The sequence below is a fragment of the Frigoribacterium sp. PhB118 genome, assembly GCF_003751725.1.
GTDB lineage: Bacteria > Actinomycetota > Actinomycetes > Actinomycetales > Microbacteriaceae > Frigoribacterium.
On the sequence record NZ_RKID01000001.1, the window covers coordinates 44,524 to 60,342 of the forward strand.

11 protein-coding genes are annotated in these 15,819 nt (G+C 71.1%); 6 read left to right on the forward strand and 5 right to left on the reverse strand.

Features of this window, described 5'->3' with window-relative positions; all coding sequences use genetic code 11:
- Nucleotides 1–33 precede the first annotated feature (33 nt).
- From EDF21_RS00190 to EDF21_RS00215, 5 genes are all read right to left on the reverse strand, one after another.
- Complete coding sequence (locus tag EDF21_RS00190; protein WP_123569927.1) at nucleotides 34–2,181, reverse strand: nuclease-related domain-containing DEAD/DEAH box helicase; 2,148 nt, start codon at nucleotides 2,179–2,181, stop codon at nucleotides 34–36.
- Between the two features lie 8 nt (nucleotides 2,182–2,189).
- Complete coding sequence (locus EDF21_RS00195; RefSeq protein WP_158612817.1) at nucleotides 2,190–3,554, reverse strand: exonuclease domain-containing protein; 1,365 nt, start codon at nucleotides 3,552–3,554, stop codon at nucleotides 2,190–2,192.
- Between the two features lie 114 nt (nucleotides 3,555–3,668).
- Nucleotides 3,669–5,129, reverse strand: coding sequence for a hypothetical protein (locus EDF21_RS00200; RefSeq protein ID WP_123569929.1), 1,461 nt, complete (start codon nucleotides 5,127–5,129; stop codon nucleotides 3,669–3,671).
- Complete coding sequence (locus EDF21_RS16605) at nucleotides 5,122–6,099, reverse strand: hypothetical protein (protein ID WP_158612818.1); 978 nt, start codon at nucleotides 6,097–6,099, stop codon at nucleotides 5,122–5,124. The genes EDF21_RS00200 and EDF21_RS16605 overlap by 8 nt, the downstream gene beginning before the upstream one ends.
- A gap of 127 nt (nucleotides 6,100–6,226) precedes the next feature.
- Complete coding sequence (locus EDF21_RS00215) at nucleotides 6,227–6,538, reverse strand: hypothetical protein (RefSeq protein WP_123569931.1); 312 nt, start codon at nucleotides 6,536–6,538, stop codon at nucleotides 6,227–6,229.
- A 515-nt stretch (nucleotides 6,539–7,053) separates the two neighbouring features.
- On the opposite strand from EDF21_RS00215, the gene EDF21_RS00220 reads away from it, so the two are divergent.
- Genes EDF21_RS00220 through EDF21_RS00245 form a run of 6 tightly spaced genes read left to right on the forward strand, consistent with a single transcriptional unit; the run spans nucleotide 7,054 to nucleotide 15,811 of the window.
- On the forward strand, nucleotides 7,054–8,748 hold the full coding sequence (locus tag EDF21_RS00220; protein ID WP_123569932.1) for an ABC transporter substrate-binding protein: 1,695 nt from the start codon (nucleotides 7,054–7,056) through the stop codon (nucleotides 8,746–8,748).
- Nucleotides 8,745–9,818, forward strand: a complete 1,074-nt coding sequence (locus EDF21_RS00225) for an ABC transporter permease (RefSeq protein ID WP_123569933.1) — start codon at nucleotides 8,745–8,747, stop codon at nucleotides 9,816–9,818. The genes EDF21_RS00220 and EDF21_RS00225 overlap by 4 nt, the downstream gene beginning before the upstream one ends.
- Nucleotides 9,815–10,846: an ABC transporter permease gene (locus tag EDF21_RS00230; protein WP_233568301.1), complete on the forward strand. Its 1,032-nt coding sequence runs from the start codon at nucleotides 9,815–9,817 to the stop codon at nucleotides 10,844–10,846. The genes EDF21_RS00225 and EDF21_RS00230 overlap by 4 nt, the downstream gene beginning before the upstream one ends.
- Nucleotides 10,843–12,936 (forward strand): ABC transporter ATP-binding protein, encoded by a 2,094-nt coding sequence (locus EDF21_RS16940; RefSeq protein ID WP_158612819.1) that lies wholly within the window; start codon nucleotides 10,843–10,845, stop codon nucleotides 12,934–12,936. The genes EDF21_RS00230 and EDF21_RS16940 overlap by 4 nt, the downstream gene beginning before the upstream one ends.
- On the forward strand, nucleotides 12,933–15,161 hold the full coding sequence (locus EDF21_RS00240; RefSeq protein WP_233568302.1) for a CocE/NonD family hydrolase: 2,229 nt from the start codon (nucleotides 12,933–12,935) through the stop codon (nucleotides 15,159–15,161). Before EDF21_RS16940 ends, EDF21_RS00240 begins: the two co-directional genes overlap by 4 nt.
- Complete coding sequence (locus EDF21_RS00245) at nucleotides 15,158–15,811, forward strand: TetR/AcrR family transcriptional regulator (RefSeq protein WP_233568303.1); 654 nt, start codon at nucleotides 15,158–15,160, stop codon at nucleotides 15,809–15,811. Before EDF21_RS00240 ends, EDF21_RS00245 begins: the two co-directional genes overlap by 4 nt.
- Nucleotides 15,812–15,819 lie beyond the last annotated feature (8 nt).

The window sequence follows — 15,819 nt, forward strand, 5'->3', positions numbered from 1 at the left end:
CTGGTGCTGCAGTCATCGTGCCATGCGGTGCCGTCATCGGCGGACGGAAGAGTCGGCGCCGGTCGGCTCGCCCGGCATCGCGCGCGTACCGACCCACAGGCCGTCACGCGCTCGCGTCATCGCCACGTACAACTCGCGCCGGTCGAGGTCGCGGCGCTCGCGGTCGGTGTCCGAGGCAGGTACCGGACTGCTCCCCAGCAGCGTGCTGTCGACCCGAGCGAGCAGCACCTGCTTGAACTCGAGACCCTTGGCGCGCTTGACGGTACCGACCTTGACGGCGTCGACGGGGCGGCCGTCGTAGCGCTCGAGCATGAGGACGGGGATGCCTGCCGTGACCAGCGCCTCCTTGGCTTTGGTCACCTGCCAGTGCGTCGTCGCCAGGACGCCCACGTCGCCCCACGACGTGCCGACGAGCCGGGTGACCTCCCGTACGCGCTCGACGAGCGCGGTGTCGTGGGACGCCCAGGAACGATGGCGGTCGAGCACGGGCCGTGGTCCCGACCGCGTCACCGTCTCGACGCCGTCGATGCGCTGACCCGTCCCCTCGATGTCGTTGTACTCGTCGCCGGCGACGACGGTGTTCGCGAAGGCGAGGATCTCGGCCGTGTTTCGGTGGTTGACGTCGAGCACGACACCGCGGCCGCTGAGAGAGATGCCGATCTCGGACAGTGTGTAGCCACCGGGGTAGATCGTCTGCTGACCGTCGCCGATCAAGGTGAGCCCGTCGGGCCGGTCGCCTACCAGGGAGTGCAGTAGCGACACCATCGCGCACGTGAGATCTTGTGCCTCGTCGACGATGACCGCCCCGTATCGTTCGAGGGGCTGGGCGCGAAGGCTGTCTCGAGCCATCAGGATGACGTCGGCGAAGTCGTGAGCGTTCCGTCGGCGGAGTCCGCGGTCGTAGCGCTCGAACAGAGACCAGACGTCACGGCGCTGCTCGATCGTCAGACGGTGGCGTCGCCCGACCCGCGCAAGGTCGGCGTACTGCTCGAACGTGCGGATGCCGCGTCCCTTGATGACATGGTCGATCTCGTCACGCCAGTAGCGTGACGTGGTCGCCGACGAGTCGAGCGCACCGCCCCGGCCCCCGGCGGCCCACGCCTCGGCGAAGGCAGAATCGGCCGCCTTCGCGTCGAGTCGCACGGTGCAGCCCCGCTCGGCCAAGAGGTCGAGAGCGAAGCCGTAGATGCCGCGGAAATCCACCGAGTCGGACGTGTCGGGCGCGAGGCGGACGAGCAGGTTCCCGAGGACGGCCGGCAGTGTCCGCACGAACGTCGTGAAGAGCACGCGGGTGCTACCGCTCCGGGCCAGGTAAGCGGCACGGTGGAGGCCGACGACGGTCTTGCCCGTCCCGGCCGACCCGCGGATGCGGGCAGGACCGTTGAAACTGCGACGGACGAGCTTGGCCTGGGCCGGATCGAGGAACGACATCCATTCTTCGATCGGTGCCGCAAGGATGCTCTCCAGTAGTGCAGCATCGATCTTGACGTCCCGGTCGTCCTGAGTGTCGACGGTCGAGGCCTCGGTCGGCACGAGCTGTTCGTCTCGGTGCGGGAGGATCGGCTCGGGCACCGTGACGTCGACGACCGTCGTCGAAGTGAGAACGGGGAAGTGGTCGAGCACGCGGCGGAGGACGGTGTCGACCTGCTGCGAGGTGAGCCGGTTGCCGGGCGACGCGAGGTGGGCGAGAGCGTCGCGCTCGCCGACGACCGTCACAGGCCCCACGGACTCCCGGATGCCCTTCTGCCCGGCGAGCACCGCGACGGCGTGCACCTCGGTCGGCGCCAGACCGACCTCCGCCAGTATTCCCTCAGTGTTGTAAGCGAGGTCGGCGAGTGATGCGAGATCGTCGGTGACGTCGGCCTGTCCCCGGAAGATGCGACCGTCTTGGATCGACACCTCCCGCCACGCCTTGGTGTCGACGATGTGGACACCCGACGGACCCACCACGATCAGGTCGACCTGGGCGCTCCGGCTTCCGGGCCAGGCGCGGTCGGGCAGCAGGTGGTAGCCGAACGCGCCGAGTCGGGCGAGTTCCGTGGCGACACGCTTCTCGGTGACGCCGGCGAGGCCGAATCGAGCAGCGGCGTCTCGCGCGCGGGCCGCCTCCCGTTCGTGCGCTGCGGCGAGCGCCTGTTGGCGGTGTGCTTCGTCGGTGGCCGACCTGCCTGCTGCTGCCACGACCCCACCTACGCCGACTGGAGGAGGGCCCGCAGGGCGTCCTCGCCGACGATGGGGATGCCGTATTGACGTGCCTTCTGCGCCTTGCCCGACAGGCTGTCCGGGTCGGCGGCGACCAGGAGCGTCGTCTTCTTCGTGATGCCTGGCTTGACGACGATGCCCATCGAGGTGAGCGTCTGCTCGACGCTCTCGCGCGGTTCGTTCATCTCGCCGGTCAGGACGACGAGGTCGCCTGGTCCGAGACGCATCGCAGCGGTACCCGACTCCGCGGCGTCGGCAGGGGCGGCTTGGTCGGCCACGGCGGCCTGCGCAGCACTCGCGCTCAGAGCGGCGTCTCGGATGTCGGGCGCGATGTCGAGCATGATGGCCACCGCCGTGATGTCTGCTCGCTCGTCCTCGTTGAGGACGCCGTCGGCCCAGGCCGCGTCCACGAGACCGTCGAAGTACTCGTGGTGGAGCTCGGAGCGGCGCGCCGGGCTGACGCCGATGGCCTCGCCGAGGCTACGGAGTTCGTCGGTCTCCGAGACGGAGAGGAACCCGTCCGAGAGGGCACGGTCGACGACCGCGAGGTAGTCGAGTTCGCGACCCGTTCCGGCGACAGGTGGCAACCGGTCGGTCGTGAGGTCGAGGAACGACGTCGCTCTCGTGGCCCTGGGTGACGCCGCGATGACTGTGTCCGCCACGGCGCGGCTGGTCGTGCCGGCCCAGTCGGGCGCGAGGGAGGCGCGCGTCCCGTCGGCAAGGTCGGTCGCGCTTCTTCGGCGGGAGACCCACGCAGAGGACGACACCCCTGGACGACGCGCCGGCCAGGCGGCGCTCGCCGCGTAGTCACCCCACTGGCCCCACCAGGACGACTGGTCGCGCCCGAGCTCGAGGTAGGCGGCGAGGAGCTGCGCGGTCGCCCGAGCGTCGGCGAGCGCCTCGTGGGCATCGACCAGGGGGATGTCGAAGGCCGCGCAGCAGTCCGCGAGCTTCCGCCCGGAGCCGGGCAGGTAGGTCGTGGCGAGCTTCATCGTGCAGAGCGCTCCCTCGTCGGCGACGGGCGACGTCATGCCCAGACGGGACAACTCCGCCCGGAGGAAGGTCGTCTCGAACCGGGAGTTGTGGGCGACGAGAACGCGTCCGCGCAGGTGGTCGACGAAGTCGTCGGCGACGTCCGCGAACGTCGGCGCCTCCTTGACGTCGGCCCCGCGCAGCTGGTGGATGTGGGTGGGGCCGAGGTCGCGTCCCGGGTTGACGACGGTCTCGAACGAGTCCTCGATCGTGCCGTCAGGTGCGACGTTGACGATGCCGATCTCGATCACCCTGTGGTGGTACTGGGGCGAGAGCCCGGTCGTCTCGAAGTCGATGACGGCGTAGCCGTTGTGTGCCATGTTCGTTCCCCTGATCACGATCTGCCCCCTGGCGACAGGTCCATGAACCATGCTCACATGTGTTGGAGGCCTGGGAGGGCATCGACGTCACCCAGTTGTGGGGACTGGTGCACGTCAGTCCAGGAAGAAACGACGTGCTTTCGCTCGGCTGTCCAAGAGATCCTCGGGCTTCACGCCGACTGTCGATGCGAGCTCGATCGAGCCCTGAACCGCGGTCAGCACGTCGGGCGAGAAGGCACGCTCGAGAACCTCGAAGTAGTCCGACAGGCTCGCGGTCAGCTCGTCGATGAGCTGTGCGTAGTCGGCACTCAGCGACTCGTCCAGCTCGCGCTGAGCGCGGGCGTAGCCAGCGATCAACGCCATCTCGCGCGCGGACAATGAGGTGCGTGCGGCCTGGTACATGACCGTGCCGATCGTGTTCCCGATGACGGCGCCGAGAACCGGTACGGGGATGAGCGTCTGACCGATGAGGGACGACAGTGCGCTGACGGCCGTGTCGAGACAGAAGAGTTCGCAGTTCTCGATGAACTGCAGCTCGTCGATCTCACCTCGGCGGAGCTCATTCGCCAGCTCCGCCATGCCGACGGCGCTGGTGACGATCGAGCTGGCGACTGCCGAGGACGTCGCGGTGAAGTTCGTGAGCGAGTAGATCGTCAGTCCTCGGACGCTCCCCTTGGCGGCACCGAGGCCGGATACCCCCGCGATGTCCACCCAGTCGTCGGCCGTGAAAGCCCGCAGCTTCTTGCCGTCGCGCCGTTTCTGGACGACGGCCAGGACCAGGGCGGTCCCACCCTCCACGGCGGCGCTTAGCAGCGTCGCCTGGATGCCTTCTTGCAGGCCCGGTCGACTGTCGTCGTGGAGATCACGGCGTCTGCCCTCGTCGGTCTGCTTCAGGGAATCCTTCTCGGACTGCAGAGTCTCCTCGTAGGCGCCTCGCTGCGCCTCGCGGTAGTCCAGGTGGGACGGCTCGAGAGAATCGATGTCGACCGCGCCGGAGCCGAAGAACGTCTGGACCCGTTTCCAATCCGAGAGAGACGGGCCGTCTCCGCTGCGTGAGAGGGTGGTTGCGGCAGTCTCGGGGGTCATGGCGTGCAGGTCTCGGATCACATCGAAGTGATCCCGAGGAATCTGGTAGCGCCCCCCGTTCTTGACGTAGTCGGGGTATCTCTGGAGATGTTCGGTGATGGCGCCGAGTCCGAGGCGCCCACCTGCAGCCACGAATTTCTGCTGGATCGCCACGCCTTCACGCAGCAGGTCCACAGGACCGTTGTCGTTGACCCACTGATAGACGGGCTCGGCACCGACGATCCGGCGCTGCGCATTGCCGATGCCGACCTCGGCGACCTCGGCGATGAACCCGTGCATCCCCTTCGTTCCGCCACGGTTGGTGGTGACGACCTCGAGATCGATCTTCTTGACGGCCTGGTCGATGATCGAGAGGGCGTCGCGGAGGTTCTCGCCTTGTCGGGCCAGACCGCTCAGCAGGGTGTCGAGTCGCAGTTGGTTCAGATGGCCGATCCATGCGGCGACCGCCTGTTCTTGGTTGCTCTTCGCCAGACGGCGGGCGTCAGTCACCGTCCGGGCCTTGCTCGAGTCGCTTCCCGAGCAGGGCTGCGCAAGCCTTCGTGTTGTTGACCAGCGCAGCCAATTGGTCTTGCCTCGAAGGAGGAAGCGCCAGGTAGTCGGTGTCGAATGCGGCCAAGGCTTCGCCGTACAACCGCGCCAACGACAGTCGGATGGACGTCGTCTTCTCAAGGAGATCGGCGATCTCCGCGTCCATGCGTCTCACGATCGTGGTGTTCCTCTTGACCGCGGTCAAGGCCTCTTCTCGCGCCTCTCGATTCTCCAGTTTCTTTTTGGTCAGCAGGGCGATGGATGCGAGGAGCCCTGCTCCGGCGATGGTCCAACCGACAGGTCCGGCGAGTGCGAGCAGCGCACCTCCGGCTGCCGCGCCGCCCCCTCCTGCGGCCAAGGTTCCTCCACCGAGCCAGGCGAGGGCTGCGTTGGTCGCGGCGACCCCGGAAAGAGTGGAGATCGCCGTTCCGGTGGACGCCGTGCCGAACGTTGTGGCCACCCACAGTGCTGCTGTGGGGGCGAGGCTCGCGACAGCGGCGCCTGTGGCGAAGCCTGCTCCGGCGCCCATCGCCGACATCCGAGCGGCGTCAAGGTCTTTCCGGGCGAAGTCCTCGGCTGCGAGGAACTCCTTCTTGTCCACGTCGATCTGCTCGAAATCGGCCTCGAACGTCTTCGGGGTGTTGGCGACGCTGTTGACGAGCAGTTCGACGAAGTCGATTAGGTCCGTCGATCGTTCACGTTGTCCCAGGAGAGCGAGGCCCTTGTCGTTCATGAGCGTGAAAGCGTCGTTGTACTCGGCGATGGCGTCCTCATAGGGATCGTTCTTCTTGGCCCCGATCCTCTCGACGGTGTCGACCGCGACTTCTCTGAGATCGTCTGCCTGCTCGACGACCTTGGCCGACGCGTCGCGAGCGAACTTGCCGATCTCGCCGACCGTCCTGAACAGGTTGTCTTTGGCTCTCTCCGGCATGCGTGGTTCAGTCATCGTGCCCCCGATTCGTCTGTGGACAATGGTCCTGGAGTGAGGTTACCGACCGGGGGTGTCATCGCGACGTGGTCGCGCAGTCACCTTGCCGCAGCGATGCCGGCCCGGACGATCATGAGGCGCGACCACCGCGATCGGGACGCGCGCTCACCAGCCGGTGCACGAGCATCACCACCAGCAGCGCGACCGCGAACCCGATCGAGAGGACCGCGATGAGCAGCAACGGGCCGCCGACCGTCTGCACCCCGTCGAACCCGTCGAAGCCGTCTGTCGACGAGACCGCGACGTACCTGACCGGCGCGGACGGACGGGTGAACGTCCACCACGTGAAGGCCGTGTCCGAGAGGAAGGCGAACACCCCGACAAGCCCGAAGGCGAGAGCGGGTCGCCCCAGCGCGAGGCGGGGCGTGGTCGGGGTGGCCATGAGCTGAGACTAGGGCGCGGTCCGGCTCCGGACCGAGTCCCGCTTCGAGGGGCACGCCGGTCCTCCGGGGCCGATCGAGCCGGGCGAGTGGGCAGAAGATGCTGCCCGGCGGTCCTCGACGAGCAGGTTCTGCCCACTCGAGCCGTCGCGAGGGTGACGGGCGCGGGCGGGCCGACCCGCGCCTCCTGCTCGGACGTCGCCCTGCGAGTCGATCGAGTGGTCCGACAACGTTCTTCGTGGGGCGGGGAGGGACGAGTGGGGACCACTCGACCGAGACGAGAGGGCGAAGCCGAGGAGGCGCGGGTCGCGTCGGCGAGGCGCGCTCGTGTAACGAGTGGGTGAAGACTGCAGCCCGTGCACGCTGCCGCACGGGCACGCCCGCATCCGCGACGGGGCGCGGAGAACGGGGGCTGCGGGGGAGTCCCGAGCCGCGCCTCCGGGGCTCCGGCGAGCTGGCCGCCGCCGCGAACCTCCCTTATCGTTCACCCGAACGATAAACGGAAGGCCATCCCCGCATGACACCGATCGTCCCCGAACACCGACACGCGCTCCGCCCGGCGCGAGCCGCCGACGGCAGCGCGGGCCCGAGCAGCGCAGACCGCGGCGCACGCCCGAGCAGCGCAGACCGCAGCACGGGCCCGAGCCGCCGCACCGTCCTCGCCGGCGCCGCAGGGCTCGCCGGCCTCGGCCTGCTCACCCTGGCCGGCTGCACGCCCGCCCGCAGCACCCCGACCATCCCCGAGGCCGCCGCCACCGGCACCCCCGCCCGCGGCGGACGCCTGCGCATCGCGCGCCCGGCCGCCTCCGCCGCCGAGACCCTCGACTCCGCCAGCTCGCTCTCGGCCTACGAGTACCTCGGCGCCCTCTACAACCGACTCGTCAAGCTCGATGACGCCGGCGTCACCGTGCCCGACCTCGCCGACGACTGGTCCGCCAACGCCGACGGCACGAGCTGGACCTTCCGCCTGCGCGAGGGCGTCCGCTTCCACGACGGCCGCCGCTTCACCGCCGCCGACGCGATCTACTCGATCGAGCACATCCTCGATCCCGACACCGCCTCACCCCAGGGTGAGGTGCTCGCCGCCATGATCGGCCCCGGCGGCATGACCGCCGTCGACCCGCTCACCCTGCGCTTCGACCTGCTGACGCCGAACGCCGAGTTCCCCTCGCTGCTCACCGCGTACCAGTGCTACATCGTGCCCGAGGGCAGCGCCGACCCCAGCCAGGGCGGCGGCATCGGACGCACCGGCATCGGCACCGGGCCGTTCCGCCTGTCGAGCTTCGAGCCCGCGGGCACCGGCAGCGTCGAGGCGTTCGAGGACCACTTCGCCGGCCGGCCGGTGCTCGACGGCATCGACTTCTTCTCGATCCAGGACACCACCGCCCGCGTCAACGCCCTGCTCGCCGGCCAGATCGACCTGATCAGCCAGACCAACCTCGACTTCGCCACCGCCCAGGTCGTCAGCGCCTCGGCGGGCGCCACCGTCGCCCGCGCCCCCGACGCCCAGTGGTACACGATCCCGATGCTCGCCACGAGCGCCGAGTTCAGCGACCCGCTCGTGCGCCAGGCGATGAAGCTCGCCTACGACCCGCAGGCGATCGTCGCCACCGCCCTGCAGGGCACCGGTTCGCCCGGCTGGGACAACCCCGTGCCTCCCTCGCAGGCCGTCTGGCTCGACGACCAACGCGCCTACGACCCCGACCAGGCCCGCGCCCTGCTCAAGCAGGCCGGACGCGAGGGGCTGAAGACCGAGATCTACACCTCCAGCTACGAATCCGTCTTCACCCCGATGGCGGTCGCCTACCGCGACGCCGTCCGCGACGCGGGCATCGACCTGACCGTGCGCAATGCCTCGTCGGACTCGTACTACACGCAGATCTGGATGCAGAAGCCGCTCATGGTCAGCTACTGGTTCACCGGTCGCCCGATCGACCAGCTGCTCAACCAGATCTTCCGCACCGGCTCGTCGTACAACGAGAGTGCCTGGTCGAACCCGACCTTCGACGGCCTGCTCGACGACGCCCGCGCCGAGATGGACGACACCCGCCGCATGACGCTCTACCAGGACGCGCAGCGCATCGTCGTCGAGGACTCCGCCGACATGACCCCCATGTTCGGCGACCGCCTCGTCGGCCTGTCCCGGAACGTCCTGAACTACCGCGAGTTCGGCTTCGAGTTCGACTACCTGCAGATCGGACTCCGCGCATGAGCCCCACACCGACCGCCAGCCGCCCGAGCACCAGCGGCTCGGCCGCCGGCGGCACGACCGCCAGCCGCCCGGGCGCCGGCGGCCCGCACCCCACGTCCCCGCTCGCCGCGACCCTGATCGTCGTCGCCCGCCGCGTCGGCACGGCCCTCCTCACCGTGCTGCTCGCCTCGTTCTTCGTGTTCTTCGCGGTGCAGGCCCTGCCCGGCGACGTCGCGCAGCAACTGCTCGGTCAGGACGCCACCCCCGACGCCGTCGCCGCCCTGCGCGAGACGCTCGGCCTCGACCAGAACGTCTGGGTCCGCTACGGCCAGTGGCTGCTCGGTGCGGCGCACGGCGACTTCGGCGTCTCACTGGTCAGCGGCCTGCCGGTCGGCCCCGACCTGCTGATCGCTTTCCGCAACAGCATGCTGATCGCGCTGCCCGCCATGATCGTCGGCGTCACCCTGTCGCTGACCCTCGGCGTCATCGCGGGGGTGCGCCGCGGCCGTCCGAGCGACCACGCGATCTCGCTGATCAGCCTGGTCGTCATGAGCGTGCCCGAGTTCATGGTCGCCACCGTGCTCGTGCTGCTGTTCGCCATAGCACTGCCGATCTTCCCGGCGGTCGTGCTGCGCGGCCAGGACGCGACGGTCGCCGAACTGCTGCCCAGCATCTGGCTGCCCGTCATCGTGCTGACCCTCGCCATGGCCGCCTACATCGTGCGGACCGCCCGCTCGTCGACGATCGACGTGATGGCGAGCGAGTTCGTCACGACGGCCGAGCTCAAGGGCCTGTCGACGCGTCAGGTGGTCTGGCGTCACGCCGTGCCGAGCGCCCTGCTGCCGACGCTCAACGTCGTCGCGCTGAACGTCGCCTGGCTGCTCGGCGGCGTCGTGGTCGTCGAGAACGTCTTCAACTACCCGGGCATGGGCAAGCTCATGCTCGAGTCCGTGTTCAACCGCGACCTGCCGACGATCCAGGCGATCGCGGTCGTCAGCGCCCTCGTCTACGTGGTGTGCAACCTCGCCGCCGACCTCATCGCGCTCGCCCTCGACCCGAGGCTGCGCACCCGACGGAAGGCCCGCTCATGAGCCCCGCACGCGACCGGACCCCGCCCGCCGACAGCGGCCAGGGCGACATCGGGCACCACACCGCCGAGGAGGCGCGGGTCGCCACGACCGCGGACCCCGCGACCCCGGGCGCGCAGGTCGGCGGCCCGGCATCGGCCGGGCCGCAGGCCGCGGGCGGCTGGCCGAGGCGACTGCGCGCGAGCGCGACGTCCCTGACCAGCAGCCTCAGCGCCTCCTCGGCCTTGAGCATCGGGCTCGGCCTGATCGCCCTGCACGTCCTCCTGGCGCTGCTCGCCCCGGTGCTGACCGGCCACGACCCGGTCGCCACCGACTCGGGAGCCGCCCTGACCGGCACCAGCTGGTCGCACTGGCTCGGCACCGACCAGTACGGCCGCGACATCTTGTCTCGCACGCTGAACGGCGGCCGGTACGCACTCGTCGTCACCTTCCTCGCCACGACGATCGCGGTCGGGATCGGCACCGTGCTCGGTTGCGTCACCGCCTACGCCGACAACTGGTTCGACGAGGTCGTCATGCGCATCGTCGACGCGCTGCTCAGCGTGCCGTCGATCCTGGCGCTGCTCGTCGTCGTGACCGTGTTCGACTCGGGCCTTTGGGTGATCGTGCTCGCCGTCACCGTCATCTACGCGCCGGCCGTGACCCGCGTCGTCCGCGGCGCCGCCCGCACCGTGATCACGCAGGACTACGTGACCGCCGCCCGCGCCCGCGGCGAGAAGCCGCTGAGCATCGTGTTCCGCGAGATCGTGCCCAACGTCACCGACGTGGTGCTCGTCGAGTACGCGATGCGCGCCTCCTGGATCGTGCTGCTCATCTCGACCCTGTCGTTCCTCGGGTTCGGCGCCAATCCGCCGACGCCCGACTGGGGCCTCATGGTGCAGGAGAACCGCACAGCCCTCACCGTCGTCCCGTGGGGCACGCTCGCTCCCGTCGTCGCCCTCGCCACGCTCGTCATCGGGCTCAACCTCAGCGCGGACGGGCTCAGCAAGTCGCTGGGCGTCGACCGCGCACAGAAGGGGGCGGTCTCGTGAACGAGCCCCTCACCACCGCCGGTACCACCGCAGGAGGCGCGGGTCGCCCCGTCGACGTCGCCCCCGATCCCGTCGTCCGCGTCGACGACCTCTCCATCTCGTACGCCGCCGGTCGCCGCGAGGTGCCGGTCGTGCGGGGCGTGAGCTTCGCTGTCGCCGCCGGACGCGCGCTCGGCCTGGTCGGCGAGAGCGGCAGCGGCAAGTCCACCGTGGCCCGCACCCTGCTCGCGCACCTGCGGCGTGGGTCGCGGGTCGTGTCGGGCAGCGTCCGCGTCGCCGGGGACGACGTCTTCGCCCTCGACGAGCGGGCGCGCCGGGCCCTGCGCGGTGGCACGGCGGCCCTGGTCGCCCAGAACGCCGGCCAGGCGCTGACCCCGTCGATGCGCGTCGGACGTCAGCTGCGGGAGGCGCTGGAGAGCCACGGCCTGCCCGGCGGCGACGACCGCGTGCTCGAACTCGTGCGTCACGTCCGGCTGCCCGATCCCGAGACGATCGTGCGGCGCTACCCGCACCAGCTGTCAGGCGGGCAGCAGCAGCGCGTCGCGATCGCCATGGCCATCGCGGCCCGGCCGAAGCTGCTGGTGCTCGACGAGCCGACGACCGCCCTCGACGTCGTGACGCAGTCGGCCGTCCTCGAGCTGATCCGCGACCTGGCCGTCGAACTCGGCATGGCGATCGTGCTGGTCAGCCACGACCTCGGCGTCGTGTCGACCATGGCCGACGAGATCGCCGTCATGCACGAGGGCAGGATCGTCGAGCACGCGCCGACCGCGTCGCTCTTCGCGGACCCGCAGCACGAGTACACCCGCGAGCTGCTCGCGAGCATCCCGCGCGTGCACGCCGACGCCGCCGCACCGCGTTCCGTGCACGGCACCGCGACTAGTCGGGGTGTGCAGCACGAAACGCGGCGCGACGAGCGTGCAGCACCCGCGGCACCTGACGCACCCGCCGCACCGCGTTCCGTGCACGACACCGCGACTAGTCGGGGTGTGCAGCACGAAACGCGGCGCGACGCGGACGCCGCACCCGCAGGAGGCGCGGCGCAGGACCCGGAGACGGCATCCGGCACCGCGCTCGGCGAGGTGGTGGCCGACGCCAGCGCACCGCGTTCCGTGCACGGCACCGCGACTAGTCGGGGTGTGCAGCACGAAACGCGGCGCGAAGCGGACGACGCACCCGCAGGAGGCGCGGCGCAGGACCCGAGGACCGCACCCGCCACGGGGCCGGTCGTCACGGCGAGCGACCTCGTCGTCCGGTACGGGCGTGGCCTGCCCGCCGCGGTCGACGGCGTCTCGTTCACCATCGGCCGCCGCGAGACCCTCGCCGTCGGGGGGGAGTCCGGCAGCGGCAAGTCCACGCTCGCCACGGCCCTCGCCGGGCTGATCCCCGCCGAGTCGGGCCGGTTCGCCTTCCACGGGGCCGACGGGGTCGAGAGCGACCTCACCCGGCCCGTCGCCGGGCGCACGGCGACGCTGCGCCGGTCGATCCAGCTGATCTTCCAGAACGCCGACACCTCGCTCAACCCCCGCCGCACGGTCGGCGCCGCGATCGCCCGACCGTTGAAGCTCTTCACGGGCGAGTCGAGCCCCGAGCGCGTCGCCGAGCTGCTCGTCGAGGTCGGCCTGCCGCCCGAGTTCGCCTCGCGCCTGCCCGCGCAGCTCTCGGGCGGCCAGCGCCAGCGCGTCGGCATCGCCCGGGCGCTCGCCGCCGGCCCCGAGCTGATCATCGCCGACGAGATCACGACGGCGCTCGACGTCCGCGTGCAGGCCGGGGTGCTCGACCTGCTCGCGGGGCTCCGCGACGAGAAGGGGCTCAGCTGCCTCTTCATCAGCCACGACCTCGCGGTCGTCCGCGGCGTCGCCGACCGGGTCGCCGTCATGACCGGCGGCCGCATCGTCGAGGTCGGCCCGACCGAACGCGTCTTCCAGGGGCCGAACCACCCGTACACGCGCACCCTGCTCGACGCCACGCTCGACCCGGGCACGACCGAGCTCCCCGACGTCGGCGACGCACGGCCCCGCTGGCGGGACGCCGACGGCTGGGACGACCACGGCCGCGGACACCACGTGAAGCGCTGGGAGGCGATGTGAGCACGAGCGGCCGACCCGACCCGGGCCCCCGACGCGACGAGCGGGGGGACGGCGCACGCGACCCGCGCCTCCTGGGCGACCCGCGCCTCCTGCAGGAGCCCGCGTGGGCCGGGGGAGTCCGCACCCTCGGAGCCCCGCGCGCCGACCTCGCCGACGCCCCCGGGCGGCAGGATTCCGACCGCCCGCACGGCAGCGGCCCGCTCGAGGTCGAGGTGCGCGACGAGTGGGTGCCGATGCCCGACGGGACGCGACTGCACGCCCGCATCTGGGCCCCCGTGGTCGACGAGCCCGTGCCGGTGCTGCTCGAGTACCTGCCCTACCGGCTCGACGACTGGACGGCTCCGCGCGACAGCGAGCGGCACCCCTGGTACGCCGCGCACGGCTACGCGTCGGTGCGGGTCGACATCCGCGGCACGGGGTCGAGCGACGGCCTCTTCGACGACGAGTACTCGGTGCAGGAGCTCGACGACGGCATCGCCCTGATCGAGTGGCTCGCCGCCCGGCCCTGGTCGACCGGAGCGGTCGGCGCGTTCGGCATCTCGTGGGGCGGGTTCAACGCGCTGCAGCTCGCCGGGCGGGCTCCGGCGGCCCTCAAGGCGATCGTCACCGTCTGCTCGACCGACGACCGCTACGACAACGACGTGCACTACATGGGCGGCGCCGTGCTCGGCATCGACATGGCGTCGTGGGGCGGCACGATGTTCGCGTTCAACTCGCGCCCGCCGAGGCCCGAGGTCGTCGGCGCCGACTGGGTCGCCCGGTGGCGCGAACGCCTCGAACACAACCGCCCGATGACGACCACGTGGCTCTCGCACCAGGAACGCGACGACTACTGGCGGCACGGCAGCGTCTGCGAGGACTACTCGGCGATCACGGCCGCTGTCCTCGCCGTGGGCGGCTGGGCCGACCCGTACCGCGACGCCGTGCTGCGGCTGGTCGAGAACGTCGACGCACCGGTCAAGGGCATCATCGGGCCGTGGTCGCACCAGTACCCGGACCGCGGGCTGGCGCCCGGCCCGGGCATCGGGTTCCTGCAGGAGACCCTGCGCTGGTGGGACCGCTGGCTGCTCGACTGCCCCAACGGCGTCGACGCGGAGCCCGCGCTGCGGGCCTGGATCAACGACTCCGAGCCGCCGGCGACGTACTACGCCGAGCGGACCGGGCGGTGGGTCGCCGCCTCGACCTGGCCCGCTCGCGAGTCCGAGGACCGGGTCGTGCCGCTGGACTCTCTGCGTGGCGGGGCGGACGGCCCCGTCGTCGTGCGCTCGCCGCAGAGCACCGGGCTCGACGCGGGGCGGTTCTTCCCGTTCGGCAACGCGACCGACCTGCCGCCCGACCAGCGCGCCGAGGACGGCCGCTCGGTCTGCTTCGACCTGCCGGTCGTCGCCACGCTCGACGTGCTGGGCAGCGTCGTGGCCGACCTCGCCCTGACGAGCGACGTGCCCGACGGCACCGTGATCGTGCGCTTGTGTGACGTCGCCCCCGACGGTTCGTCGACCCTCGTCACCCGCGGCGTGCTCAACCTCAACAAGCGGAACGGACGCGAGCGCGCCGACGACCCGATGGAGGCGCGGGTCGAGCAGATCGTGCGCGTCGCCCTGGTCTCGACGGGGCACTCCTTCCCGGCCGGCCACCGCCTCCGCATCGCCGTGTCGAGCGCCTACTGGCCGTGGGTCTGGCCGCACCCGGTCGAGGCGACCCTCACGCTCGACCCGACGCGCAGCAGCGTGACGCTGCCCGTGTGGACGCGCGGGCCCGGCGACGGGTCGGCGGAGCACCCGGTCGACGACGGCGTCGCGTTCGAGGCGCCCGAGCGGGCCGAGCCCCTGGCCGTCCGCGCCCTGCCGCCGGCCACGGACCTGCCGCAGCGCAGCGTCTCGCACGACGTCGGCACGGGCGAGTGGGTGCTCGACGTCGACCCCGGCTACGGCGGCGGACGCGAGTACCCCGACGGCCTGGTCTTCACCGAGGACAGCCGCGAGACCTACCGCATCGTCGACGGCGACCCGCTGTCGGCGTCGGCCGAGTCGCGCTGGGCGATCGGACTCGAGAAGCCGACCTGGAAGGCGTGGCTCGAGACCACGTCGCGCGTCACGGCCACGGCCGAGGCGTTCCGGGTCGAGAACACCGTTCGCGCCTGGGCCCGGGACGGCGGGCCCGGGGCCGAGACGGTGCTCGTCGCCGACCGGACCTTCGACGAGCTCGTGCCCCGGACGTCGGCGTGAGCGGCGCGGGCGACGGCGGCGTGAGCGGCGTGGCCACCGGCGGCGCGGGCGTGCGGCAGAAGCCGGTCGTCCGGCGGGCGTCGATCGTCGAGGCCGCCCGTGAGGTGATCGTCCGCGAGGGCATGGGCGCGACCCGGCTTCGCGACATCGCCGCCGCGGCCGGGGTCTCGGTCGGCACCGTGACCTACCACTTCGACGGCGTCGCCGAGATCCTCAACGAGGTCGTCGTGCTCGAGACCGCCCGGTTCTACTCGTCGATCATCGAGGCGGTCGACGTCGAGCCCGACCCGGTCGTCGGGGTGCGGATGCTCGTCGAGCCCCTGTTCGCCGACACCGACGCGACCGACGAGCACTGGCGGCTCTGGTCCGACTACTGGACGGCCGTGGCGCGCAAGCCCGCCGTCGCCGCCGAGTACGTCGAGCGCATCCGCGTGTGGGAGGCCTGCCTGACCCGCACGCTCCGCCGCGGGATCGAGCAGGGCCGGTTCGCGACGGCCGACCCGTCGGCGCTCGCCCTCAAGCTCGCGGCCTACAGCGACGGCCTCGCGACCCAGCTCGCCCAGAAGGCCCCCGGCCTCACGCCCGGCCTCGCGCTCGACTGGATGTGGACGCTGCTGGAGCACGAGACCGGGGCGTCCTTCCGGGGCTGACCCGCGCC

Bases quoted from the DNA above. Each gene is read 5' to 3' on its own strand.
- EDF21_RS00195 (WP_158612817.1), bottom strand. From the start codon at position 3,554: ATGGCACACAACGGCTACGCCGTCATCGACTTCGAGACGACCGGGCTC.
- EDF21_RS00230 (WP_233568301.1), top strand. From the start codon at position 9,815: ATGAGCCCCGCACGCGACCGGACCCCGCCCGCCGACAGCGGCCAGGGC.
- EDF21_RS00225 (WP_123569933.1), top strand. From the start codon at position 8,745: ATGAGCCCCACACCGACCGCCAGCCGCCCGAGCACCAGCGGCTCGGCC.
- EDF21_RS16605 (WP_158612818.1), bottom strand. From the start codon at position 6,099: ATGCCGGAGAGAGCCAAAGACAACCTGTTCAGGACGGTCGGCGAGATC.
- EDF21_RS00215 (WP_123569931.1), bottom strand. From the start codon at position 6,538: ATGGCCACCCCGACCACGCCCCGCCTCGCGCTGGGGCGACCCGCTCTC.
- EDF21_RS00220 (WP_123569932.1), top strand. From the start codon at position 7,054: ATGACACCGATCGTCCCCGAACACCGACACGCGCTCCGCCCGGCGCGA.